23 protein-coding genes and 1 tRNA gene are annotated in these 23,691 nt (G+C 57.1%); 17 read left to right on the forward strand and 7 right to left on the reverse strand.

Going from position 1 to position 23,691, the window contains the following annotated elements:
* Positions 1-94: 94 nt before the first annotated feature.
* Positions 95-217, forward strand: a complete 123-nt coding sequence (locus CAUR_RS21740; protein WP_273067780.1) for a hypothetical protein — start codon at positions 95-97, stop codon at positions 215-217.
* 131 nt (positions 218-348) lie between these two features.
* Here CAUR_RS21740 and cysK read toward each other — a convergent pair whose 3' ends face one another.
* Positions 349-1,278 (reverse strand): cysteine synthase A, encoded by a 930-nt coding sequence (gene cysK, locus CAUR_RS07010; protein WP_012257225.1) that lies wholly within the window; start codon positions 1,276-1,278, stop codon positions 349-351.
* A gap of 171 nt (positions 1,279-1,449) precedes the next feature.
* Here cysK and CAUR_RS07015 point away from each other — a divergent pair, with 171 nt between their 5' ends.
* Positions 1,450-2,013: a hypothetical protein gene (locus tag CAUR_RS07015; protein WP_012257226.1), complete on the forward strand. Its 564-nt coding sequence runs from the start codon at positions 1,450-1,452 to the stop codon at positions 2,011-2,013.
* A 154-nt stretch (positions 2,014-2,167) separates the two neighbouring features.
* A tRNA-Glu gene (locus tag CAUR_RS07020) sits at positions 2,168-2,244 on the forward strand.
* 87 nt (positions 2,245-2,331) lie between these two features.
* On the opposite strand, the gene CAUR_RS07025 is transcribed toward CAUR_RS07020, so the two are convergent.
* From CAUR_RS07025 to CAUR_RS07040, 4 genes are all read right to left on the reverse strand, one after another.
* On the reverse strand, positions 2,332-3,741 hold the full coding sequence (locus tag CAUR_RS07025; RefSeq protein WP_012257227.1) for an alkaline phosphatase family protein: 1,410 nt from the start codon (positions 3,739-3,741) through the stop codon (positions 2,332-2,334).
* Positions 3,738-4,583 (reverse strand): prolipoprotein diacylglyceryl transferase, encoded by an 846-nt coding sequence (gene lgt, locus CAUR_RS07030; RefSeq protein WP_012257228.1) that lies wholly within the window; start codon positions 4,581-4,583, stop codon positions 3,738-3,740. Before lgt ends, CAUR_RS07025 begins: the two co-directional genes overlap by 4 nt.
* 5 nt (positions 4,584-4,588) lie before the next feature.
* Positions 4,589-6,127 carry a sulfatase family protein gene (locus CAUR_RS07035; RefSeq protein WP_012257229.1) on the reverse strand — a complete coding sequence of 513 codons (1,539 nt, stop codon included), beginning with the start codon at positions 6,125-6,127 and terminating at the stop codon, positions 4,589-4,591.
* Between the two features lie 533 nt (positions 6,128-6,660).
* A complete protein-coding gene (locus CAUR_RS07040; protein WP_012257230.1) occupies positions 6,661-7,467 on the reverse strand; it encodes an enoyl-CoA hydratase in 807 nt (268 codons plus the stop codon).
* Positions 7,468-7,696: 229 nt separating this feature from the next.
* Here CAUR_RS07040 and CAUR_RS07045 point away from each other — a divergent pair, with 229 nt between their 5' ends.
* The 12 genes from CAUR_RS07045 to CAUR_RS07100 all read left to right on the forward strand — a co-directional run bounded on the left by CAUR_RS07045 (position 7,697) and on the right by CAUR_RS07100 (position 18,030).
* On the forward strand, positions 7,697-9,292 hold the full coding sequence (locus tag CAUR_RS07045; protein WP_012257231.1) for a 4-hydroxyphenylacetate 3-hydroxylase N-terminal domain-containing protein: 1,596 nt from the start codon (positions 7,697-7,699) through the stop codon (positions 9,290-9,292).
* Between the two features lie 21 nt (positions 9,293-9,313).
* On the forward strand, positions 9,314-10,294 hold the full coding sequence (locus CAUR_RS07050) for a catechol 2,3-dioxygenase (RefSeq protein ID WP_012257232.1): 981 nt from the start codon (positions 9,314-9,316) through the stop codon (positions 10,292-10,294).
* Between the two features lie 93 nt (positions 10,295-10,387).
* Entirely contained in the window at positions 10,388-11,194 is an 807-nt protein-coding gene (locus tag CAUR_RS07055) for an IclR family transcriptional regulator (protein ID WP_012257233.1), read from the forward strand.
* Positions 11,146-12,063: an acetaldehyde dehydrogenase (acetylating) gene (locus tag CAUR_RS07060; RefSeq protein WP_012257234.1), complete on the forward strand. Its 918-nt coding sequence runs from the start codon at positions 11,146-11,148 to the stop codon at positions 12,061-12,063. The genes CAUR_RS07055 and CAUR_RS07060 overlap by 49 nt, the downstream gene beginning before the upstream one ends.
* Positions 12,060-13,091 (forward strand): 4-hydroxy-2-oxovalerate aldolase, encoded by a 1,032-nt coding sequence (gene dmpG / locus CAUR_RS07065; RefSeq protein WP_012257235.1) that lies wholly within the window; start codon positions 12,060-12,062, stop codon positions 13,089-13,091. Before CAUR_RS07060 ends, dmpG begins: the two co-directional genes overlap by 4 nt.
* Positions 13,088-13,591 (forward strand): flavin reductase family protein, encoded by a 504-nt coding sequence (locus CAUR_RS07070; RefSeq protein WP_012257236.1) that lies wholly within the window; start codon positions 13,088-13,090, stop codon positions 13,589-13,591. The genes dmpG and CAUR_RS07070 overlap by 4 nt, the downstream gene beginning before the upstream one ends.
* Positions 13,592-13,674: 83 nt before the next feature.
* Entirely contained in the window at positions 13,675-14,514 is an 840-nt protein-coding gene (locus CAUR_RS07075; RefSeq protein ID WP_012257237.1) for an alpha/beta fold hydrolase, read from the forward strand.
* 12 nt (positions 14,515-14,526) lie between these two features.
* Positions 14,527-14,745 carry a tautomerase family protein gene (locus CAUR_RS07080; protein WP_012257238.1) on the forward strand — a complete coding sequence of 73 codons (219 nt, stop codon included), beginning with the start codon at positions 14,527-14,529 and terminating at the stop codon, positions 14,743-14,745.
* A gap of 60 nt (positions 14,746-14,805) precedes the next feature.
* A complete protein-coding gene (locus CAUR_RS07085) occupies positions 14,806-15,540 on the forward strand; it encodes a 2-keto-4-pentenoate hydratase (protein ID WP_012257239.1) in 735 nt (244 codons plus the stop codon).
* A complete protein-coding gene (locus CAUR_RS07090; protein WP_012257240.1) occupies positions 15,537-16,994 on the forward strand; it encodes an aldehyde dehydrogenase in 1,458 nt (485 codons plus the stop codon). Before CAUR_RS07085 ends, CAUR_RS07090 begins: the two co-directional genes overlap by 4 nt.
* Positions 16,976-17,797 (forward strand): 2-keto-4-pentenoate hydratase, encoded by an 822-nt coding sequence (locus CAUR_RS07095; protein ID WP_012257241.1) that lies wholly within the window; start codon positions 16,976-16,978, stop codon positions 17,795-17,797. Before CAUR_RS07090 ends, CAUR_RS07095 begins: the two co-directional genes overlap by 19 nt.
* A gap of 11 nt (positions 17,798-17,808) precedes the next feature.
* Complete coding sequence (locus CAUR_RS07100) at positions 17,809-18,030, forward strand: tautomerase family protein (protein WP_012257242.1); 222 nt, start codon at positions 17,809-17,811, stop codon at positions 18,028-18,030.
* A 289-nt stretch (positions 18,031-18,319) separates the two neighbouring features.
* Here the strand turns inward: CAUR_RS07100 and CAUR_RS07105 are convergent, their stop codons facing one another.
* On the reverse strand, positions 18,320-18,463 hold the full coding sequence (locus CAUR_RS07105) for a hypothetical protein (RefSeq protein WP_157866404.1): 144 nt from the start codon (positions 18,461-18,463) through the stop codon (positions 18,320-18,322).
* 932 nt (positions 18,464-19,395) lie between these two features.
* Positions 19,396-20,451, reverse strand: coding sequence for a recombinase RecA (recA, locus tag CAUR_RS07110; RefSeq protein ID WP_012257243.1), 1,056 nt, complete (start codon positions 20,449-20,451; stop codon positions 19,396-19,398).
* 813 nt (positions 20,452-21,264) lie between these two features.
* Here recA and CAUR_RS07115 point away from each other — a divergent pair.
* Together CAUR_RS07115 and CAUR_RS07120 are read left to right on the forward strand one after the other, a co-directional pair.
* The gene (locus CAUR_RS07115) at positions 21,265-21,756 is read left to right on the forward strand and encodes a DUF427 domain-containing protein (protein WP_012257245.1); all 492 of its coding nucleotides are present in this window, start codon (positions 21,265-21,267) and stop codon (positions 21,754-21,756) included.
* Positions 21,757-21,864: 108 nt separating this feature from the next.
* A complete protein-coding gene (locus CAUR_RS07120) occupies positions 21,865-23,484 on the forward strand; it encodes an ABC transporter substrate-binding protein (RefSeq protein WP_012257246.1) in 1,620 nt (539 codons plus the stop codon).
* Positions 23,485-23,691 lie beyond the last annotated feature (207 nt).

Genomic DNA, 23,691 nt, shown 5'->3' on the forward strand with positions numbered 1-23,691 from the left:
CAGCGAAACAGCGCATTCGACGCATGCGCTGGCATTATACACCGGTATCAGCAAGCTGTGCGATGAGAGTAGGAATCTCCGTTGGAGTCACGCCGTGAAACCGACGCCCGCCCGGATAGACAAGCAGATTGGGGCCAATAGTGCAACGATCCTGACAACTACCGGCGATACACGTGATCTGATCGGACAAGCCGGCGCGCCAGATAGCATCTTCTAATGCGATGTGAACATCGGCTGCACCGCGCCCGCGGCAATGTGGCCCAAGACAGATGTAGATGCGTTTCATGCGAGTAGTAAAATTGCCCCAACTATAAGGTTGGGGCAATCGGTCGTTGTTCCGGCGGCTGATCACTCTTCAGCGAAGAGTGGCGTTGATAGATAACGTTCACCGTTTGAGGGCACAATAAAGACGATCAGCTTACCGGCATTCTCCGGACGGCGGGCCACGCGCAGCGCTGCGGTCGCCGCAGCCCCACTTGAGATACCGACCATCAAACCCTCTTCGCGAGCCAGCCGACGGGCCATCGCAAAGGCATCTTCGTTGCTCACCTGCTGAATCTCGTCAAGAATGCTGGTATTCAGCACATCTGGGATAAACCCGGCGCCAATGCCTTGAATCTTGTGCGGCCCAGGCTTGCCACCCGACAACACCGGCGAAGCCTCTGGCTCGACTGCGACAATGCGCAGACTCGGTCGGCGCGGTTTGAGCACTTCGCCAATGCCGGTGAGTGTGCCACCGGTACCGACACCACCGACCACAATATCGACCTGACCGTCAGTATCGCGCCAGATTTCTTCGGCGGTAGTGGCACGGTGAATGGCCGGGTTGGCCGGGTTCTTGAACTGCTGCGGCATAAAGCTATTGGGGATTTCGGCCAGCAACTCCTCGGCGCGAGCAATGGCTCCCCGCATCCCTTCGCTACCCGGCGTCAACACCAGCTCGGCGCCAAAGCCACGCAACAGTTTGCGCCGTTCGATGCTCATCGTTTCCGGCATCGTCAGGATTAGCCGGTAACCACGTGCCGCAGCGACTAACGCCAGACCGATCCCGGTATTGCCGCTTGTCGGCTCGATAATGACCGTCTCGCCGGGTCGGATCAACCCTTCACGCTCGGCAGCGTCGATCATTGCCAGACCGATACGATCTTTGACCGAGCTGGCCGGGTTGAAGAATTCGAGCTTGGCTACCACGGTAGCCTGGGTATCATTAACGCGATTAAGCCGCACCAGCGGCGTGTTACCAATCAGTTCTGTGATCGAGTTGTAAATACGGGCCACAGTTGGCTCCTTTACGCTAAACTATTTACGTTCTATCTGCTATTGTACTCAGAGCAGCAATAAATGTCAATTTGTCAGGCAAAAAAGTCAAGTTTTGTGGCAACAATCACGCAGACAGTTCATGCTATACTGGACGGCGCAACGGTTCATTCAAAACAAGAGGGAGAAGCAATGCGCGGTCGTGCAGTGCGTCCGGTAGATCGAGCCGGCGGTGGAGAAGAGGCAATTCGTTTAACCCGGTGCGCAGGCACCTGGTTGGCCGATCCGCCCGATGCAGATGAGCAGGCGCGGATTGCCGAGGCAGTGCGGGCATTAAACGGTCAACGGGCATTAGCCCTTGAATTGCACCGCGATCCGGCGGCACTCGACGCTTACTGTGTCGAGTTGTTCCGCGATCCGATGTTTAACCCGCTTCATATCGGGCCGGAGATCATTCGTCGAATTATCGACAAACTCGGTGAACCACCAGTTGCCGACGAGTCAGACCCAACGGCCTTCTCGCAGTACCTTCAGCAGGCCGTCCTGCTCTTTGCCCTTCCCAATCCGCGTCGGCTGCTGGCAGCGCAGTTGCGCCGCTATTTACCACGCTTTACCACAGCAGGCGATTGGAAGGCGGCGGTGGCGATTGATTACAGTGCGTTCCGCACCTCACTCGGCAACGAGGTCACTCCATTTCTGGCCCAGATGACGCTGGCCGGTCTGGCCGACTACTACGATGAATTGCCTGATGCGTAGCGCACCGGCTCAATCCATTGGCACAGGGGCGGTGCTTGAACCGTCTCTGCGCCACCAACCACCTCTCTGCTCACACGCACGGCTGGTCGGCAACCGGTCAGACTTTAGACCAGTTGCAACAATCGCAAAGTATGGTATAATGCCAGCTCGTCAGGCCCCCATCGTCTAGTGGCCTAGGACATCACCCTTTCAAGGTGGAGATCGCGGGTTCGAATCCCGCTGGGGGCACCATAAAAGCGCACTGCCTGTTGCAGTGCGCTTTCTGTTTGCAAAACCTCAATGTCAGTGGCAGAATCGGCAACATTGACCATCAGCACTTTACAGTTCCAATACCGTACCGCGTAGTCCTGCGGGGATCGGGATGTTGAACCGGCTCAACAGGGTAGGCAGTATATCGTAAATCTGTACATTGCCGAGGCGCTGTCCCCTACCAGGACGCTGCGGATCGCGCCAGATGAAAAGGCCATGCTGGGCATGGTTGGCGTCATCGGGACCGGTGTCGTTTTCGCGGGTGAATAGTCCATTGCCGCCGACCGTTCCCACCGCCCGCCAGGCAAGATCGCCAAAGTAGACGATCAGGTCAGGGGCAACGCCGCGCACGGCGCGATAGAGGCGCTGTGGCACGAAGACCCGATTTCCGAGTGGACGACCGTCGGGGCCGGGCATTGCTTCCAGTCGCGCCGCCAGATCGGTGCGTACACGTTCATACTCCGCCGGCGGAATGACTCCCTGCGGTTCGCGTCCACGCACATTGAGAAAGATGCGTCCGTAGTAACCGCCTGCTCCCCAGGCACGGGTGCGCGACCAGTCAACATCCGCCTGATCGAGGCTGGTTGGCGTGTCCGGTATCGTGTGCAGCGTCAGATCGCCCTGAGCGATCAACCATTGGTTGATTCGCACTCCTCCCATAAGTGGCCGCGCCCCGTGGTCAGACACGACCAGCACTGCCGTCTCAGCAGCGCAGTGTGCCAGTAAAGCGGCAATCTGGGTATCTACGTGGCGATAGTATGCGTGAATCGCATCGGCGAAGGGTGAATCGGGAACAAACAACGGATGTTGCGGATCCATGTGCTTCCAGAGGGCATGGTGAATACGATCCACTCCCATATCCACCAGCATGAGCACATCGGGGCGCTCCTCCCTGATCAACGCTTCGGCAATCGCGAAACGTTGATCGCACATGGCATAGATGTCACGCACAATGCGCGCTTTGTCATCGGATCGGAAATCGGGAACATCGAGTAGATAGGTGTGTCCCGGCGTCGCTTCCGCGCTCCAGGCAGCCAGACGCTCCGCGAGTGTCGGGGGAAAGGTGTAAGTCGCATCGGTCGACGGTGCGAGGAAGCAGGAGACCAGCGTACCATTGACTGCGGATGGCGGATACGTACCGGGCACGCCGATCACTGCTACACGCCACCCCGCGTCACCGAGGATGTCCCACAAACGTGGAAACCGGATTGCCCGACTATCGGCAACAACCATGCGACCATAAGAACGATCAACACGGTTGCGAAACCCATAGACACCGAGTTCGCCCGGATCGCGCCCACTCATCATGCAACTCCAGGCAGGAACAGTGATCGCCGGGATACAGCTCTCCAGTTCGCCATAGACCCCTTCGGCCATCAGGCGGTTCAGCGTGGGCAGATCGGCACGCCAGCGTTCAAATACCAGCGACGGCTCGGCGGAGTCAAGACCAATAATGAGGAGACGGGGAAAAGAAGTCATGATTCAGCTTTTGCGCTCACGGTTGGATAGCGGTACCGCCGGTAGAGCAGCACGGATGCGCCAACAACCGCAGCGAATGAAAGGACATGTACGACATTGAACGGTGTTCCGGGGAAAAACCACGAGTCAGTACGGAGAAACTCGATGAAGAAGCGTCCCAACGGATACCATACCAGGTACATAAGCGCTATATCACCATCACGCAAGCGATCACCGTAACGACGCCAGATGAAAAAGATCAACGCGAAGCCGATCAGGTTCCAGAGGGATTCGTACAGAAAAAGCGGGTGGAAGCGGGTTGTTTCTGGGAATGCCACCAGATCGCGGTACGGCCCGATACGATATTCGGGATCGATACGCAATCCCCACGGCAAGGTGGTTGGTGGACCGTAGAGTTCCTGGTTAATAAAATTGGCCCACCGCCCGACAGCCTGCCCCAGCGGTAGACCGAGCGCAATCGCGTCGGCATAGACAAGGATCGGCACCTTCCGCATACGGGCAAACGCCCATAATCCAAGCGCGCCAAATATGAACCCGCCGAAGATGTGCAGACCACCTTCCCACACTGCCAGAATGCTCGCCGGATTGCTCAAAAAGCGCTCCAATCCTTCCGGGCCACGCGATGACTGGATGAAGACATAGTAGAGGCGCGCACCTAACAATCCCGGAATCAGCACCCAGAGCAACAGGTCCCACACCGACTCGCGATCAAACCCACGGCGCTCAACATGGCGAGAGCCAACCCACGCGGCCAGCATAACACCCGCCATGATCAGCACGCCATACCAGCGCAGGGTTAGTGGGCCGAGTTGAATAATGACCGGATCAACAGGTGGATACATAGGTGTTACTCAAGATACCCTAGTTCGCTCAAACGCCGCTGCAAGATCGGATCATCCACACTCTCAGCACGTTGAATAAGCGGTGCTACGGCACTGGTACGGCGTACAAAAGCGCTGAGGCGCGCCTGAAGTTCTTCGACTCGTTCCGGTAATATAGCCGCCAGATCAATCGTTTCGCGGGGATCGGCATCGAGATCGTATAACTCAACCTGATCCTCCCCGGTCTGGATCAATTTATACGAACCGCTGATCACGGCACGGCGCGGTTGATCGAAGCGATTTGCACGCACCCGCTCGGGCTGGCGACGCAGCATGATACCCAGAACATTCTGCGGCGGTTCTGCCTCACTGAAGACCGTTCCACCATCAGGATCGGCGGCAGGCGATTGGGCCAGTGAGCGATCACACTCAGCGCCGCTGGCGATCCCGGCGGCGCTGAGGAGCGTGTGAAATACCCTTCGCAATGATACGGGATGATTGACCTCCGTACCTCGCGGAAAGTCGCCTTCCGGATCGCGCACTATCAGCGGTACGTGAATCAGTTCGTTGTAGACTGACATGGCGTGCCCAACCATACCCTTCTCACCCAGGTGATCACCATGGTCAGAGCATATCAGGAGTAGCGTGCGGTCCAACGCACCACTCTCGCGCATACGACGCAGAAATTCGCCAAGATGTGCATCTTGCGTAGCGACCTCGGCATCGTACACGTCACTGAGCACGTGGCGATACCGTTCATCTGCTCCGGCGAATGGAGCAAGCCAGCCGAAAACATCGCCGTTGAAGCGGCGTACATAGCGCGCTGCTTCCCGGTCGCGGATCACGTCTGGCGCGAACCGTTCGATCATCCGCCGATCCGGATGGTACGGCATGTGAACGCCCATCAGATTGATAAAGGCAAAAATGGGCTGGTTTGGCTCAACACCGCGCCGCTCGATCAGCAGGCGCGCCGCATCACCGAGCGATTTGGGAGTATTCCCTTTGAAACTGAGCGCCGTCTGCCAGATCGGCACCATCAGCGGCGTGAACGCGAATTCCAGCATCAGCTCAGAACGAGCAAATACGTTCTGAATACGGTTAAGGACTGCTGCCAGGCGGCCTTTGAACCACTGACGATAACGACTGATCGGGCCGGCACGTGCGCCTGCCTGATTCGGACGTGAGGTCAGCAGACCGCTGTAATTCAGAAAACTCTCGAAACCACGCTGTAAACCATTGTTAACGACACCAACCAGTGGGTTATTGCAGAACGCCGCTGTCATGTACCCACCTGCCCGCAGGCGTTCTGCCAGCGTTGGAATGCCGGCAGGGAGCGCCGCGTATGATTGGTTGGTCGCGTGCTCGGATGGATAGAGACCGGTAAACATCGAAGCGTGCGATGGGATCGTCCAATGGGCAGCGGTAAAGACACGATGGAAGAGGGTCGATTCAGCCGCAAGTTCATCGAGGTGAGGCGAGGTCGGTCGGGAATAGCCGTAGCACGAAAGCCTATCGCGACGCTGGGTGTCCAGCACGATCAGCACAATATCGGGACGCCGACTCACAAAGGTTCCTCCTCTTGGAAACGTCGGTCCTGATAAATTCAGTATACCACTCCATGGCCATGAGAGGAGGTTCAGACAGTATCAACAACAACTGTACCCTGCGCCGCGTCTGACGCAGGGTACTGAGGCAACCCTGGCCTGCCTGCTGACATCCTCTGACAGCCAGACCCTGCCCCTGCATCCAGCTAGCGCTTGCGGGCCACACTCCACTCCCAACTGTCCCGCCTGGTATGGCATACCCGCTGTTGTCTGCTGCCAACGACAGTCGGGTCTGGGTAGACATCGCGTACAACTTCCGTATCCCTCACGCTCCATCAGGCTTGCATCGTGCCCGACTCGCCGGCAGTGGTGGTACGATGAACCGGCGAACCGTGTTCACGTACCACCTTCGCGTTAGCAACACCCGGCAAGTGAGGACGACGTGCTACAGCGTTGCAAAGCCTCGTCGAGCGGAGGGACACACAATCATCGTTTCGCGGACGCTTACCTTTCGTGCGTTACTCACCAAAAGGTGGGTAGTATAGCTCCTGTTGTTAGCGTTCGACATTCGCCCACGCCGGCGGACGCTTCTCGACAAATGCACTGACCCCCTCTTGAGCACACGGTTCCATCATGTTGCATGCCATCGTCTGCCCGGCCAGCCGGTAAGCTTCTTCCATTGGCAGTTCAAGCTGGCGGTAGAAGAGCGACTTGCCGATAGCAATCGACTCTGCCGGCTTCGCCAAAATTGCATCCACCAATCGCTGCACCTCGGCATCGAGGTCTGCCGGTGCTGCTACCCGATTGACCAGCCCTAACCGCTGTGCGGTAACGGCATCGATAAACTCACCGGTGACCAGCATCTCGAAAGCGGCCTTACGCCCGATATTGCGCGACAGCGCAACCGATGGTGTCGAACAGAACAGACCAACCGTAATCCCCGACACGGCAAACCTTGCTTCAGTCGACGCAACAGCCAGGTCACACATTGCTACCAACTGGCATCCGGCGGCAGTGGCAATCCCGTGCACACGTGCAATGACCGGTTGCGGCAGGCGCTGTATCGTCAGCATCATCTGCGTACAACGGGCAAAGAGGTCTTCGTAGTAAGCCTGATCGGGATGCGCCTGCATCTGCTTGAGGTCATGACCGGCGCAAAAGGCTTTACCGGCGCCCGCCAACACCACCACCCGTGCCTGCGGATTGGCGGCAATCGCATCGAGTTCACGTTGCAGTGCTTCGAGCATCTCTTCCGACAGGGCATTGAACTGGCGTGGCCGGTTGAGGGTAAGGCGAACCACTCCACGTCCATCAATCTCGCTCAAGACGAATGGTTCGACAGCAACTTCGTGTCCTTCCATCGTAGACCTCCGTATGAATATGGTTTGGGGTAACTGTCACCATTGTACACGAAGACAGGTTGTCACGCACATTTTCCACAATCTCAACCCGCGTTCGACTATGTCGAATTTCATTATCGACACCGGCCAGTGCTCCCCCTATAATCAAAATCACCGCGAAGATAAAAAGCCAGGGATATACCACAACGCGGCAACGGCGCTGGGATTCATTTCACAGGGAGGTGAGGTTATGACGGTATCCGAAGCGATGACGGAGACTACCGTAGCCGGTGCGCGCCCGATGAACGGGCGTGAGTATCTGGACAGCCTGCGCGATGATCGAGTGATCTACTTTCAAGGGGAGCGGGTGAAGGATGTTACTACCCATCCGGCGTTTCGCAACTCGGCGCGTATGGTGGCACGCTGGTATGATCGTCTGCACGAATTGCACCAGGAAGACGTGGCACGAGGTGGGCCTGAAGACTGGAAGTGGACAATGCCGACCGATACCGGCAGTGGCGGCTGGACACATCCCTTCTTCGTTGGCTCGCGAACGGTTGCCGATCTGGTGCGGGCGCGAGACACCATTGCCGAACTACAGCGAGCCGTCTACGGCTGGATGGGGCGCGCACCTGATTACAAAGCCGCATTTACCGGTACGTTAGGAGCTAATGCTGAATTTTATGCTCCCTACCAGGAAAATGCTCGCCGCTGGTATCGGAAGACCCAGGAAGAGCTGATTTACTGGAACCACGCCATTGTCAACCCACCGATTGACCGCAACCGGCCTCCAGACGAGGTTCGTGATGTGTATATGCACGTTGAGCGCGAAACTGATGCCGGTCTAATCGTTTCAGGGGCAAAGGTCGTAGCAACCGGCAGTGCCCTGACCCATGTCAATTTTATTGCGCATTACGGGCCGCTCCCCATCAAAGAGAAGCAATTTGCGCTGATCTTCGCCGTTCCCATGAATGCGCCCGGTATCAAGCTGATCGCTCGCACATCCTACGAGTATAATGCGGCAGTCACCGGCAGTCCCTTCGATTACCCGCTCTCAAGCCGTCTCGATGAGAACGACTCTATCCTGGTGTTCGATCAAGTCTTGATCCCCTGGGAAAACGTGTTTGTCTACGGCGACATTGAGAAGGTCAACACCTTCTTCCCGCTGTCCGGTTTTGGTCATCGCTTCCCACTCCACGGCGGGGTACGTTTTGCCGTCAAACTTGACTTCATCACCGGCCTGATGCTCAAAGCGGTAGAAGCAACCGGCGTTGCCGAGTTTCGTGGTGTGCAGGCGCGATTGGGTGAGATTGTCACATATCGCAATCTCTTCTGGCAACTGACAGAGGCGATGGTACGTAACCCGATGCCGTGGGTTGATGGTTACCTGCTGCCAAATCTCGAAGCTGCCTTCGCGTATCGGGTCATGGCACCGGACGCCTACGTCAAGATCAAAGATTTGATCGAGAAAGATGTGGCCAGCGCCTTGATCTATCTCCCTTCGCACGCCGCCGATCTGAAGAACCCCGAAGTGCGTGGTTACCTGGATCGGTTTGTGCGCGGATCAAACGGCTACAGTGCTCTGGAGCGGATTAAGTTGATGAAACTGCTCTGGGATGCCATGGGTACCGAATTTGGTGGTCGCCACGAGTTGTACGAGCGGAACTACGCCGGCAATCACGAGAATATCCGGATCGAGACCCTCGGCGCGGCGATGGCTATGGGTGTAACGGCCCAAATGAAATCGTTTGCCGAACGCTGCATGGCCGAGTATGACCTCGATGGCTGGACAACGAATGATCTGATCAACCCAACCGATGTCAATGTTGTGATGGGTCAGCATTAGTTAAGCACAAAGGAGGGATGTATGAGCGAGCCGATCTTTGACACTCACCAGTTAGCCCACGTCGAAATCTTAACGCCCAAACCTGATCAGACACTCTGGTTTTTCCGCGACCTGCTCGGTATGGAGGTGACAACCCAACAGGGTCAGTCAGTCTATCTGCGGGCCTATGAAGACTGGTACCACCATACCCTCAAGATTACCGAAGCCAGAGAGCCGGGACTGGGCCACGTTGCCTGGCGGGCCAGTTCACCACAGGCGTTGGAGCGACGGGTGAAGGCGCTCGAAGCATCTGGCTTTGGTCGCGGCTGGCTGGACGGCGATCTCGGCCATGGGCCGGCCTATCAATTCACGACTCCCGATGGTCACCCGATGGAGATTCTGTGGGAAGTTGACTACTTCCAGCCGGCAGAGGATCAGAAGTCGCCACTGCTCAATCGACCCCAGAAGCGCCCCTTGCGCGGCGTACCGGTCCGCCGTCTCGATCACGTCAATCTGCTCGCCTCAGATGTGACCGTCAACAAGCAATTTATGATGGAACAGCTGGGCTTCCGGCTCCGTGAGCACATTATGCTCAACAACGGGATCGAAGCCGGTTGCTGGTTGAGTGTCTCGCCGTTAGTGCATGAAGTGGCGCTCATGCGCGACGGCAAGGGTGCCCGTGGTCGATTGCACCACGTCTGCTACTGGTACGGCTATCCCCAGAATCTCAACGATCTGGCCGATGTCTTCCGCGAGCAAGGTATTTTCATTGAAGCCGGCCCCGGCAAGCACGGCATCAGCCAGGCGATGTTTATGTACGTCTACGAACCGGGTGGCAATCGGGTTGAACTGTTTGGCGATCCTGGCTACCTGATCTTCGATCCGGCGTGGAAGCCGATTGTCTGGACGGAAGAGACCCTGGCAGCCGGGATTGTCTGGTTCGGTGGTAATCTGCCGGGTGAATTCTTCCTCTACGGTACGCCGGTTGTTCACGAACAAGAGCCGGCACTGGCATCGGCATAATCACTACTCGCGGAAAGCGCAAGCACCCTGCATGATTGCGCTTTCCGTCAATGCCTTACCTCACAACGGTGATCAGGCAGGAAGGAGCACCCTATGCTGCAAACTCTGCAAAAAGCGGCGCGAGCGCTCACGCTATTTACGCCGATGCACCCGGAATGGAGTGTTGGCGATATGGCAAAAGCGCTCGAATTACCCAAATCAAGCGTCTCGGAATTGTTGAGTAGTCTGGCCGAACAAAATCTGCTCCGCCGGGTGGGGCCGGGACGTTATCGATTAGGATGGCGCCTGCTCGAATTGGGCCAAACCCTGCTCAAAACGACAGAGTTTCGCGAAGAGGCGCGGGCCGTGATGCAAGAGATGGTTGCAGCATGGGGTGAGACGATGCATCTGGCCGTGCTCGAAGCAGGGACGGTTGTCTATTTAGAGAAATTACGCGGCCAGCAGGGATTGCAGGTCGAGCTGTCGGGGATTGGTGTGCGCTTGCCGGCTCACTGCTCTGGCGTGGGTAAGGTCTTGCTGGCACACCAACCCTGGCCAGAGGTTCTGCGGGTGGTTGGTGATGATCAACTCTACCCGTTCACCGCCAACACCATCACCTCCCTTGACGCGCTGGCCGAAGAGTTAGCCCATGTGCGCCAACGTGGGTATGCATACGATCTGGAAGAGGTCTCGATTGGCCTCTGTTGTGTGGCAGCTCCAATCCGTGATTATGAGGGGAATGTGATTGCTGCCATCAGCTTCTCGACTCCCACCCACCGCTTTCGCAAGCATCGCGAACAATACACGCGCGCAATCGTTGAAGGTGCGCAACGTATCTCTGAGCGGTTGGGATACTATGGAGGAACATCTGCATGCAAATCGACAAAGTTAAAGTCGCCATCCTCGGTTCCGGCAATATAGGCACCGATTTGATGTACAAACTGCTGAAGCAGCCGGGCAGAATGGAGCTGGCGCTCGTTGCAGGTATCGATCCGGCCTCTGAAGGGTTGGCGCGCGCCAGACAGATCGGTATTCCGACCGCAACTGACGGCATTGAATCGATTCTGGCCGATCCTGATATTCGTATCGTATTTGATGCCACCAGCGCGAAGGCACACGTGCGCCACGCCAGGCTTTTGCGCGATCATGGACGCATCGCTATCGATTTGACACCGGCTGCACGGGGGCCGTATGTGGTTCCACCGGTCAATCTCGGTGAGCATCTTGAGGCACATAATGTGAACCTCATTACCTGTGGCGGACAGGCAACCATTCCGCTGGTTTATGCGGTGAGCAGGGTAACAGCCGTTCGCTATGCCGAGATGGTGAGCACCGTTGCGAGTCGTTCAGCCGGGCCAGGCACACGCCAGAATATCGATGAGTTTACCTTTACCACAGCACGGGGCTTGGAAGCCATCGGCGGTGCCCGTGAAGCGAAGGCGATTATTATTTTGAACCCGGCGCATCCACCGATTCTGATGCGGAATACCATCTACGTTGTGCCAGAGGGCGATTTTGATGAAGAAACCGTCCGCCAATCGGTGGCACAGATGGTCGCTGATGTACAACAGTATGTTCCCGGCTATCGGTTAAAGAGTTTGCCTGTCATCGAACAACGATCAACGCCGTGGGGTGAGCGACCGGTCATCATTATGCTCCTGGAAGTTGAAGGTGCAGGTGATTTTCTCCCAACCTATGCCGGGAATCTCGACATCATGACTGCCGCCGCACGACGGGTGGGTGAACTATTCGCCGCACACCTCTTGTCGAAACTGGAGGTGACCGTATGAAACCACCACGGCTGACCGATACAACGCTCCGTGATGGCTCACATCCGATGCGTCATCAGTTTACCCGCCAGCAGGTAGCTACGATTGTCCAGGCTCTCGACCGGGCCGGCGTGCCGGTGATTGAGGTGAGTCACGGCGATGGCTTGGCCGGTTCGTCGCTGCAATATGGCTTCTCGCACACATCAGAATTTGATTTAATTGAAACGGCTCGTCAACATGCCGAAAGAGCGAAAATTGCTGCCCTGATGCTACCGGGCATCGGCACCCGGCAAGAATTGAAAGAGGCGGTGGCCCGTGGGGTGCAAGTAGTACGGATTGCGACACAATGCACAGAGGCAGATATTTCTGAACAGCATTTTGGTCTGGCAAAAGAGCTGGGGTTAGAGACGGTTGGCTTTCTGATGATGGCCCATATGCGTCCCCCCGAAGAGCTGGCCAGGCAGGCGAAATTAATGGAGTCTTACGGCGCCGACTGCGTTTACATTGTCGACTCGGCGGGGGCGATGCTACCCCAGGATGCAGCAGCACGGGTGCAGGCGCTGAAAGACACCCTATCAGTGCAGGTTGGATTCCACGCACACAACAACTTAGGGCTTGGTATCGCCAACACCCTGGCAGCGCTCGAAGCCGGTGCCGATCAGATCGATGGCTGTCTACGAGGTTTGGGGGCCGGTGCCGGCAACGCGGCAACCGAATTGCTGGCCGCAGTGCTTGACCGGCTGGGACTCAATCCTGGTCTTGATGTCTTCAGTCTCATGGATGCGGCTGAGTATGTGGTTGCCCCTATCATGCCCTTCCAACCGTTCCCCGATCGGGATGCCATCACCATCGGCTATGCTGGTGTCTATTCAACATTTCTGCTACACGCCAAGCGCGCCGGTGCTCAATACAACGTCGATCCGCGTGAAATTCTGGTCGAGTTGGGCCGTCGTCAGGCGGTAGCGGGCCAGGAAGATTGGATTATCGATGTTGCGCTCGAACTGAGTCGCCGGCATCAATCAAGTGCGCGAAAGGAGTCTCGCCCGTGAGCAATGCAGTATCAGTACGAGCAGAGGTTCCGGCCATCGATCCACGCCTCTTTCGCTCCACGATGGGCTGTTTTGCAACCGGAGTGACGGTCGTCACGACAGCCTATGAAGGCCAGATTCACGGCATGACGGCGAATGCGTTTCTGTCGGTGTCACTCGATCCCCCATTGGTGCTGGTTTCCATTGGTTGCCATTCACGCATGCATAGTCTGCTGGCCCCTGGCCGTCGCTACGGGGTAAGTAAACTAAGCGAGGATCAAGAGCAGCTCAGTCGTCATTTTAGCGGCAAGCCAATTCCCGGTCTGCAACCCACGTTCATCTGGCACGCCGAAACACCATTGCTTGCCGATGCGCTGGCGCATGTGGTAGCCCGTATTACCGATGCCCATCCCGCAGGCGATCACACGCTTTTCATCGGCCAGGTGGAGTATCTGCACCATCGCGAAGGGCGTCCACTGCTCTTCTTCCGGGGGCAGTACGGCAAGATGGCTGCCGTGTAGATGCGAGAGGATACACGATCCTTAATCATCTACATTCCAAGACCTGGTAGACAGCTACAGTCTGTACAAGACAGGATAAATCGATGGTTGAACACATCATCACCGGTCAATTCACAACCGCCCTCCATCGACAGGGGTCTGGCGATGCACCGGCCATCCTCTTCATTCACGGCTCCGGCCCAGGTGCCAATGGCTGGTCGAACTGGAACCTGGCGCTACCGGCACTGGGTGAACAGTGGTACTGTCTGGCGCCTGACCTGATCGGATTTGGCGATAGTCAGCACCCCGATCCACCACCGACAGACATTCGGCGCTGGATGCGGTTGTGGGTTGATCAGATGCTGGCTCTGCTCGATACGTTGGGATTAGCCAGGGTTGATCTGGTTGGCAATTCGATGGGTGGGGCAGTTGCGTTGCACTTGTTACTGGAAGCGCCAGAACGATTTCGGCGGGTGGTACTGATGGGAGCGATTGGCGCACCCTGTCGGCTGACACCAGAACTTGATCGCCTGTGGGGGTTTTACGACGATCCATCGGCAGCCTTGCTGGCCCAGGCCATTCGCTGGTTTGTCTACGATGATGCGTTTGTGCGCGACCGGCTTGATGAGATTGTGCGGGTACGCTATACCGCAGCGATGCGTACTGACGTTTGGCGCTCGTATACTGCCATGTTTCCGGCTCCCCGTCAGCAACACCTCGATGCATTGATCGTACCCGATGCCGCGTTACGCCGGATGACCCATCCAGTGCTGCTGATCCACGGACGCGATGATGCCATTGTCCCGGCTGATACCAGCTACTATTTGCTCAACCGGCTTCCCAATGCTGAACTCCATGTGATAGGACGCTGTAGCCACTGGACCCAGATTGAACACAGTCAACGCTTTCATCAGCTTGTGCGTACATTTTTTGCCGAGACCTGAGAGGACGGTGATATGCTACTTCTGCGCATTACGATGCTGGAGGGGAGGAGCACAGAGCAAAAGGCTGAACTGGCCCGTGCGCTTTCGGCAGCAGCGGCAGCAGCCTTTGACGTGCCACTGGCAGAGGTGCGCTTGATCATTCAAGAGGTTCCCCCAACCCACTGGACTGTCGGGGGGATTTCAATGGCTGAGTTGCGCCAGCAAGCCTCTACGTCAACCCAGGGTCAGTAACTCGTTTGTTCAGAACATTTGCGATTCACCCGCATAACGTGTCACCGCACGGAGATGACTATGGATCTTACTGCTGCCGAAGCAAGTCTTGCCGACGCAATTCAAACCGCTCGTGAGACACGCCGCACCCTGGTTGGTCGAACAACCGATTGGGGTGTCGATCTCAATGGCGCTTATCGTATTCAGCGCATGCATCACCCGGATACCGCGTGTATTGGATACAAACTTGGCCTGATTAGCCCGGCGAAGCAACGCCAGATGGGCTTAGCGCAACCAATCTATGGACGTATCAGCCGTTCCATGATCTACCAGCGTGAGGTACAGCTCACCCACTTCATTCAGCCGCGCCTGGAACCAGAGCTGGCTGTCGTCTTACGCCACAGCCTGCCGGCACACGCCGAACCCGGCATGATCGCTCGCGCCATCGGTGGTATCTTTCTGGGTGTGGATGTGCTCGATAGCGTGTGGGCTGACTACCGCTTCAGCGCCGTTGAAGTCATCGCGGATAATGCCTCTGGTGGCGGATTTCTGCTCGGTGAGTCGCTCCTCGACCAGGTACCAACCGGCGAGTTATGTTTGTACCTGAACGGTGAACTCTGCACTGCCGGTCAGGTCGCCGCTCTGGGCAATATCGAGCAACAACTGGGCTGGCTGACACAGGCTGTCGGCGGTCTGGCTGCCGGACAAATCGTCTTTCTCGGTTCGCCGGCTCAGGCCGTACCGGCCAGTGCCGGTGTCCTCGAAGTCACGTGCGGTAATACCATCCTTCAGGCGCGATTGATAGGAGATGCATGATGGATTACCCGTTTTTTCACGTCAGTCACTACATTGATGGTCAGTTCGTTGACGGAGGATCGCGGTTTGATATTCTCTATCCGGCCACCAACCAGGTTATTGGATCGGCACCAGAGGCCGGAGCCGATGAGGTGGACGCAGCCGTCGCCGCCGCTTCCCGCGCCTTTCGCCAATGGAGCCGGATGCCGGCTGCCGAACGCCGCCTGATTCTCAAGCGGTTTGCCCAATTGATCCGCGATCACGAAGCAGAACTGGCGGCCATCGAAACCTGGGATGTCGGGCGTCCAATTACCGAGAATCGATCCGGCTACATCCCCCGTATCGCGGCCAATATCGAATTTTTTGCCGATTTTGCCGTTACCCACGGCAGTGAGTCCTATCCGATGGATAACGGCTATATCAACTACGTGCTGCGCCAGCCGGTTGGCGTTGCCGCGCTCATCGCGCCCTGGAATATTCCCCTCCTCCAGGCGACCTGGAAAATGGGGCCAGCGCTGGCTTTTGGGAATACCGTCGTACTAAAGCCGGCTGAACTGACCCCAATCGGTACCTGGCGGCTGGCGCAACTGGCTCATGCTGCCGGGGTGCCGGCGGGGGTGATTAATGTGATTCACGGCTTCGGTCCCAACTCGGCAGGTGCGCTGCTAACCCGTCACCCTGATGTAAAGCTCATCTCTTTCACCGGTGAGACCACCACTGGCAAGATCATCATGGCTACTGCGGCACCAACTCTTAAACGGGTCTCGTTTGAATTGGGTGGAAAAGGGGCGAATATTATCTTCGCCGATGCTGATCTTGATCGCGCCGTTGCGATTAGCCTGCGCTCCTCATTCTTTAATCAGGGAGAGTTCTGTCTCGCCGGGCCGCGATTGCTCGTACAACGGCCAATCTACGAAGCATTTCTCACCCGCTTTCAGAGGGCTACATCTCAGCTTCAGGTTGGCGATCCCTTTGACCCCCAAACGCGGGTGGGGGCACTCATTTCGCGTGAACATTACGAACGGGTCACCGGTTTTATTGATCTGGCTCGCGCCGATGGCGCTCACATCCTCACCGGTGGCACAGATCCCGTCTTGCCGGAACCATTCGCCCAAGGCAACTTTCTCCAGCCCACCATCATTACCGACGTCAAGCCGCATGATCAGGTTTGCCAGGACGAGATTTTTGGTCCGGTCGTCACGGTTGTGCCCTTTGACGATGAAGAGGAAGCGATTGCCATCGCCAATGGCGTCAGCTATGGACTTTCCGCCGTGGTACAGACTCGTGATGTCGGGCGAGCAGTACGGATGGGATCGGCCCTGGAAGCCGGAACGATCTGGATCAACGACTTTTTTGTGCGCGATCTGCGCGTACCTTTCGGTGGTATGAAACAGAGTGGAATTGGCCGGGAAGGTGGGCACTACAGCCTTGAGTTCTACACGGAGGCAAAGACGATATGCCTGAGCAATCAGTAACAACCCAAACCACCGATGACGCACTTATTATCGCTCTGGCACAACGGCTCGATCAGGCCTGGGAAGAGCGCTTCACCATACTTCCCCTCACCGAAAGCGAGGGCATTACCAATGCAGACATTGCTTACCGGATTCAGACGCATTGGACAGACATGCGCGTTCAGCGCGGCGAGCGGATCATTGGGCGCAAAATCGGCCTGACCAGCAAAGCTGTGCAAGAGCAGATGGGCGTCAACGAGCCGGATTATGGCACTCTATGGGCTTCGCGCTATTTTCCGGCCAGAAATGGGCGCGCTGAAGCGCCTTTTGAAATCTTTCTCCAACCGCGGGTCGAGGGTGAAATTGCGTTTCTAATTGGAGAAACCCTCGACTGGCCGGATATTACCCCGCAACAGGTGCTGGCAGCAACCGAGGCACTGGCGGCAGCTATCGAAATTGTGGATAGTCGCATTGATCGCTGGCGCATTAAGCTAGCCGACACGATTGCCGATAACGCCTCCTACGGTGGCTTGACGATTGGCGCCTGGAGCAGGGCAATGCGCAGCAGCGACCTGCGCACCATTGGTATGGTGATGAGCCACAATGGTCGCCCCACCGTCTTTGGTACCGGTGCCGCTGCGCTTGGGCATCCGGCACTGGCGGTGGCATGGCTGGCGAACAAACTGCGCGCATTCGGGATTCCGCTGCGTGCCGGTGATATTGTGATCTCTGGAGCTTTGGCAGCAACAATTCCGGTGCAACGCGGCGATCTGTTCACGCTGGAAATGCATGATCAACCACCACTCCACTTACGGTTCGTGTGAAGGAGATTCAGATGCCGATGCTCGAAGTCTTCTACAGCGGGGATCGACCGCCAGACCGTACCCGGAAGCAGGCATTTGCTGCTGAAGCCAGTGCTATCTTTCAGCGCGTTATCGGTACGCCACCGGGCCGGCTGCAATTGATTATCCAGATCGTGTCGCCTGAAAACACTTTAGCCGTGATCGATCTTGATCGTCCTGATAGCGATACCACGGCTGAGCCAGACCAGCAGTGACAAACAACAGATAGGTGATGGGTAAAGCGTAGCAATTATCCTGCTCTGTATCGCACCATACGGCACCTGGCAGACCGGCTTCTGCACCACCTGCACCCATCGAATGCGGTTGCAGCGCTCGCTCATATCTCGCCGACAGGATCGGTCAGATCAGCCCCGCCGTCAGGCGGGCTAAAGCCCTCCCTGACAACGTGCAAGCCCCTGCAGGGCTATCCAGGAGCACGCCCGCTATCCCCCCGCCCCGCCGGCAGCTATGCATTACCCACAACTGGTGTCAACCGCGTGCGTATCAGCGGGTATGATCGACATGGGTGCTGTTGTGGGCGACTGGCCCGGTGACAGTGCGCCGACCCAGCCGTACCAGCATGTGCTGGATGGGTTGCCGTACCCGCGTATCATGTGCGTGTCGCGCAGTTTGGAGTGCGGCAGCCATGCTGCCGCGCTAGCCGCGCTCACCATCCGGCACGTGGTGGAGCGGTGCCCCAGATGGTCATAGCACGAACAAATAGCCGTATCTCGTTCCCATCCCATACACCGGCAGGGATACCGCTTCCAGCCCGGATTGCCCTCGTATGGCGTGCGGCAGCCATGCTGCCGCGCCAGCCGCGCTTACCATCCGGCGCGTGGTGGAGGGGTGCCCCGGATGGTCATATCACGAACAAATGGCTGTATCTCGTCCCCATCCCGTACACCGGCAAGGATACCGCTTCCAGCCCGGATTGCCCTCGTATGGAGTGCGGCAGCCATGCTGCCGCGCCAGCCGCGCTCACCATCCGGCGCGTGGCATACCGTTACCCATCCTGGTCACGGGGGGCTGAATGTGCTCATCCCGACCAGCGAGTCGGTCCGGCATGCATGCGATACCTGCGCGTAGATGTTTGGTTGTACCAGGTTCGTGCCGGCACACCATCGGCCACGGTCAGCACCTGACAGCAGTGGAGAGGAATGCCTCCACGCAGGCTGGAAGCCTGCGCCACGCGGAGCACTTGCAGCCCGGCCTAATGCAGCGCGACATGTGGGTAGTGCATAGCCGCCGTCAGGCGGGCTAAAGCCCTCCCTGACAACGTGCAAGCCCCTGCGGGGCTATCCAGGAGCACGCCCGCTATCTCCCCCGCCCCGCCGTCAGGCATCCCCGCCGGCCTTCCACGTATTGAGGCAGGGTTTTAACCCGCTGCCCCCTTAACCCGCCGGCTGCTCAACCCGCCTCGTAACAACCGCCGACTCGCCAACCCATTGCATACCCGCATGGCAATCGAATACACAGTAATCTTGCCACCAATAACCACCCTACCATTGGACCAACAGAAAAGGGCAGGTTTCAAAACCTGCCCCCAAGATCGCTATTTCGTTCGCACGCCGAGCGTACTACTCTTCAAAAATAGCGTCATCGTCACCAACATCGACGCTCGGCGCAATCACCGTTGGATTCGTCAATGCCTGCGCTTTGATCAGGCGCTCGATCTCATCGGTAAGGGCAGGATTATTCTTCAGAAACTCGCGCACATTTTCCCGCCCCTGGCCGAGCCGATCCTCGCCGAGGTAGAACCATGCGCCACTCTTGCGAATAATCCCCAATTCAGTACCGATATCGATGATATTGCCCTCACGCGAGATACCTTCGTTGGCCAGAATATCGAACTCCGCCTGGCGGAAGGGCGGTGCAACCTTATTCTTGATCACCTTCACCCGTACCCGCGAACCGATTGCCTCCTGCCCTTGCTTGAGGGTTTCCACACGACGAATGTCGAGCCGTACCGAGGCGTAGAACTTCAGGGCCTGACCACCGGTCGTGGTTTCCGGCGAGCCGAACATAACGCCGATCTTCATGCGCAACTGATTGATGAAGATTACGACTGTACGGCTCTTGCTGATGGCACCTGACAACTTGCGCAACGCCTGACTCATCAGCCGGGCCTGCATACCGGGCATCGAATCGCCCATCTCGCCCTCGATTTCGGCACGCGGTACCAGAGCGGCGACCGAGTCGATAACGATCACGTCAATTGCATTCGAGCGAACCAGCATCTCACAGATTTCGAGCGCCTGTTCGCCGGTGTCCGGCTGCGAAACGAGCAAGTCATCAATGTTGACTCCACACCGCGCAGCGTAGACCGGGTCAAAGGCATGCTCGGCGTCGATGAAGGCGCAGACTCCGCCCATCTTCTGCGCTTCTGCAATGATATGCTGGGCCAGTGTGGTTTTACCGCTGCTCTCAGGGCCAAAGATTTCGACAACGCGCCCTCGCGGTACACCACCAATGCCGAGGGCAATATCGAGCGCGATGGAACCGGTCGGGATGGCTTCAATTGCCAGCCGACTGCTCGCCTCGCCCATCTTCATGATCGAACCTTTACCGAACTTGCGGTCGATCTGCGCCATTGTTGCCGCGAGCGCTTTTTCTTTCTCCGGGGTGATAGCCATCGCGGGCGCTCCTCCATTGTTCTTGCTCACACGTACACTCCTCTTGCTACTCTACTTGATGGGGAGGGCGCTGTCAACGCCGTTGCCTGCCCCGTACATATGTGCTATAATAGCACAGGTGTGCGATTTCAGCAAGAGGGATGTCGTTGATTTTTCCTCCCTATTAGTATACCGCTCTCATTGCGTCTTTGGTGCACTGGATTACGGATTTTCGGCAAGAAATCTCTTACCGTAACTAAAGTTGCGACCTTTGTCACCACAGAGACACGGAGGACACAGCGGATGATGTGTATAACCTGGGTTGCTACCGTGAAGCATGACGAAATGCGTCCATAGGAACTGGCTGCTCCTCAAATATGCCGTTACGCCACACGGTGTTGCGTACAATGTCGTGATGTTCCTGGCCGTCTGCTTCAGTGGCCTGCTCGCAGTATAGGTAACAACTTGAGTTACCATACACACAATCTACCTCTGCAATCCCGGTCGAGTGAGCCAGGGCGACCTCATTTCTCCCCTGAAGTGGCATTGTGTGGATGCAATATTTGACCTATTGTGGCGATACAGGTGAGGTACAGATGTCGCGGATCGCATCCTCATTGCTGTTACGCCATCTGCATAGAGCGCTGGCATCACGCTTGCCGCAATCCCGTCGCCGATGTCGATTTCTTTCCAATCGGGTCACAGTACGGTTTGAAACAGGCTCTGGTCAGATCGGGAACAACAGTATTATCAACGAACGATTCAGGGTGATATGCCATACAGAATGTGGTATATTGCAGATAGTCCACAGTGATATGCCACAGGAGCTTGCCGATGATTAAGCGCATTCCACCAGGACCCGGACAGGAGTCGGTATGGGATTACCCTCGTCCCCCGCGACTGGAACCAACATCGCGGCGTATCCGGGTGATCTTTGCCGGTATCACGATAGTGGATAGTCAGCGCGCATTTCGGGTACTGGAAACCAGTCATCCACCGGTTTACTATGTGCCGCCAGATGATGTACAAATGGCGTTTTTGCGCCCAAATACAGCGCGTTCGTTCTGTGAGTTTAAGGGAATTGCTGCGTATTACGACGTAGTTGTTGGTGAACGCACCGCCGTGCAGGCGGCCTGGTCGTATCTCGATCCAACACCATCGTTCGCCCCCATCCGCGGCTATCTCGCATTCTACGCCGGGCCAATGGACGCCTGCTATGTTGATGATGAACAGGTCACTCCGCAACCGGGTGGATTCTACGGTGGCTGGATCACCAGTGATGTCGTCGGCCCCTTCAAAGGTGGGCCGGGAACGTGGGGATGGTAGCCTGGCACGCTCGATCATCCCATTTGCCCGATCATGCGCTCAAAAGTCATCGCTGACGCACAGGAGGTTGTGCCAGGATCATTTGCATTAGAAGGAAAGGACAGTTTCATGAGTTCTGCGGACGAACGACTGCACCTGTTGCAGGTGGCCCGTTCTGAAGTCCTGGCCGGCAGGATGAGCCGACGAGCCTTTCTGCGTCTGGGTCTGGCCCTTGGCTTATCTGCGGGTGCAACTGCGCTGGCTGCTTGTGGCGGTGGCGCATCTACGCCGGCCCCTGCATCACCTCCACCATCGCCAGCCGCCGGCCCAACGGGGCGTTTACGGGTGGCGAGCGAGATTCCCGTTCAACTCGATCCGGCATTCGCCTCATCTGATGCCGAAATCCTCATTCTCAACCACGTGTACGATTATCTGGTTGACATTGATGCGAGCAATGCTATCGTGCCCCGGCTGGCACGGGAATGGACGATCAGCGACGATGGTTTGCGTTATCGGCTCAACCTGGCCACCGGAGTTTCCTTTCACGATGGCAGTCCGCTCACGGCGGCAGATGTGGTCTGGACGTTTAACCGACTGCGTGATCCAGCGTTGCAGTTACCAACCGCCGATCTCTACGCCAACATTGCCGATATTGCCGCTGATGGCGATAGCGCGGTCGTCTTCACACTTACCGAGCCAAATCCATTCTTTCTGTACGACCTGTCTGATAACCACGCCCTGATTCTGCTCGCCAATACCGAGAATCCGGCAACAGCGTTTAACGGCACCGGCCCCTTCAAAGTGGTGGAATACCGCACCGAGAATCGGATCGATCTGACGGCAAATACGGCCTATTTCCAGTCCGGCAAGCCAGCCGTTGCCAGCCTTGAGATTATCTTTTTTGCCGATCAGGCCGCAGCAGTCGATGCCTTACGTGGCGGGCAGGTTGATCTGGTGCTGCGCATGCCCACGCCACTCTTCCAGACATTGCAACAAGCGGGTGGTGTCGTTACCGTCCAGACACCTACAAATGGCTTTGATCTGGTACGCCTGCGGGCCGACCGTGAGCCGGGTAATAAGCCAGAGGTTATTCGGGCGCTTAAGCTGGCAACTGATCGTGACGCGATCTTTCGCCAGGTCAAAGCCGGCCTTGGGGCGGTCGGGCGTGATAGTCCCATCGGCCCTCTCTTCAGCGCGTATTATTCGGAAGAGACACCGCTGCCGGCCCGTGATCCGGCTACGGCCAGGCAATTGCTGGCAACCGCCGGGTATCCTGATGGCTTGCAACTCGATCTCCACGTGCCCGATTCGGGGGATCGGCCCGATCTGGCGGTGGTGCTCAAGGAGCAATGGGCTGAAGCCGGCATCAACATCAATGTGATTGTCGAACCGGAAAGTGTGTACTATGGTGATAACGGATGGCTTGAGGTTGATTTGGGAATTACCGGTTGGGGTTCGCGACCGATTCCACAGTTCTACCTCGACGTCATGCTCGTTAGCGGTGCCGTATGGAATGAGAGTCATTTCAGCGATCCCGAGTTTGATGCCCTGGCAGCCACAGCCCGTACTACCCTCAATGAGGAAGAACGGGTACGCGCCTACCGCGAGATTCAGCGTATTCTGATCGAACGCGGCCCAATTATCATTCCCTATTTCTTCGCGCAACTCAGTGCGCATCGTGAAGGGCTGCGCGGTTATGTAGCGAAAGCATTTCCGGGCCGTACCGATCTGGCGGCAATCGCGGTGTGATCCTGGAAGGATACGAGGAGTTGGGCTGCTAAATCATATAGTGGCCTGGTGTGACCAAAGCCGTTCGGTGCAGATCATGATGGACGCGGAAGCGTGGCTTCCGCATCCAAACCGGTGAATGCCTGGGCTGAATGTGGAAGGAGTTCCACCAACCGGGCAGTTCACCGGATAGATGAACGAGATAAGAGCGTAGTACGTTCAAACAAT

It is taken from the genome of Chloroflexus aurantiacus J-10-fl (genome assembly GCF_000018865.1).
Lineage (GTDB): Bacteria > Chloroflexota > Chloroflexia > Chloroflexales > Chloroflexaceae > Chloroflexus > Chloroflexus aurantiacus.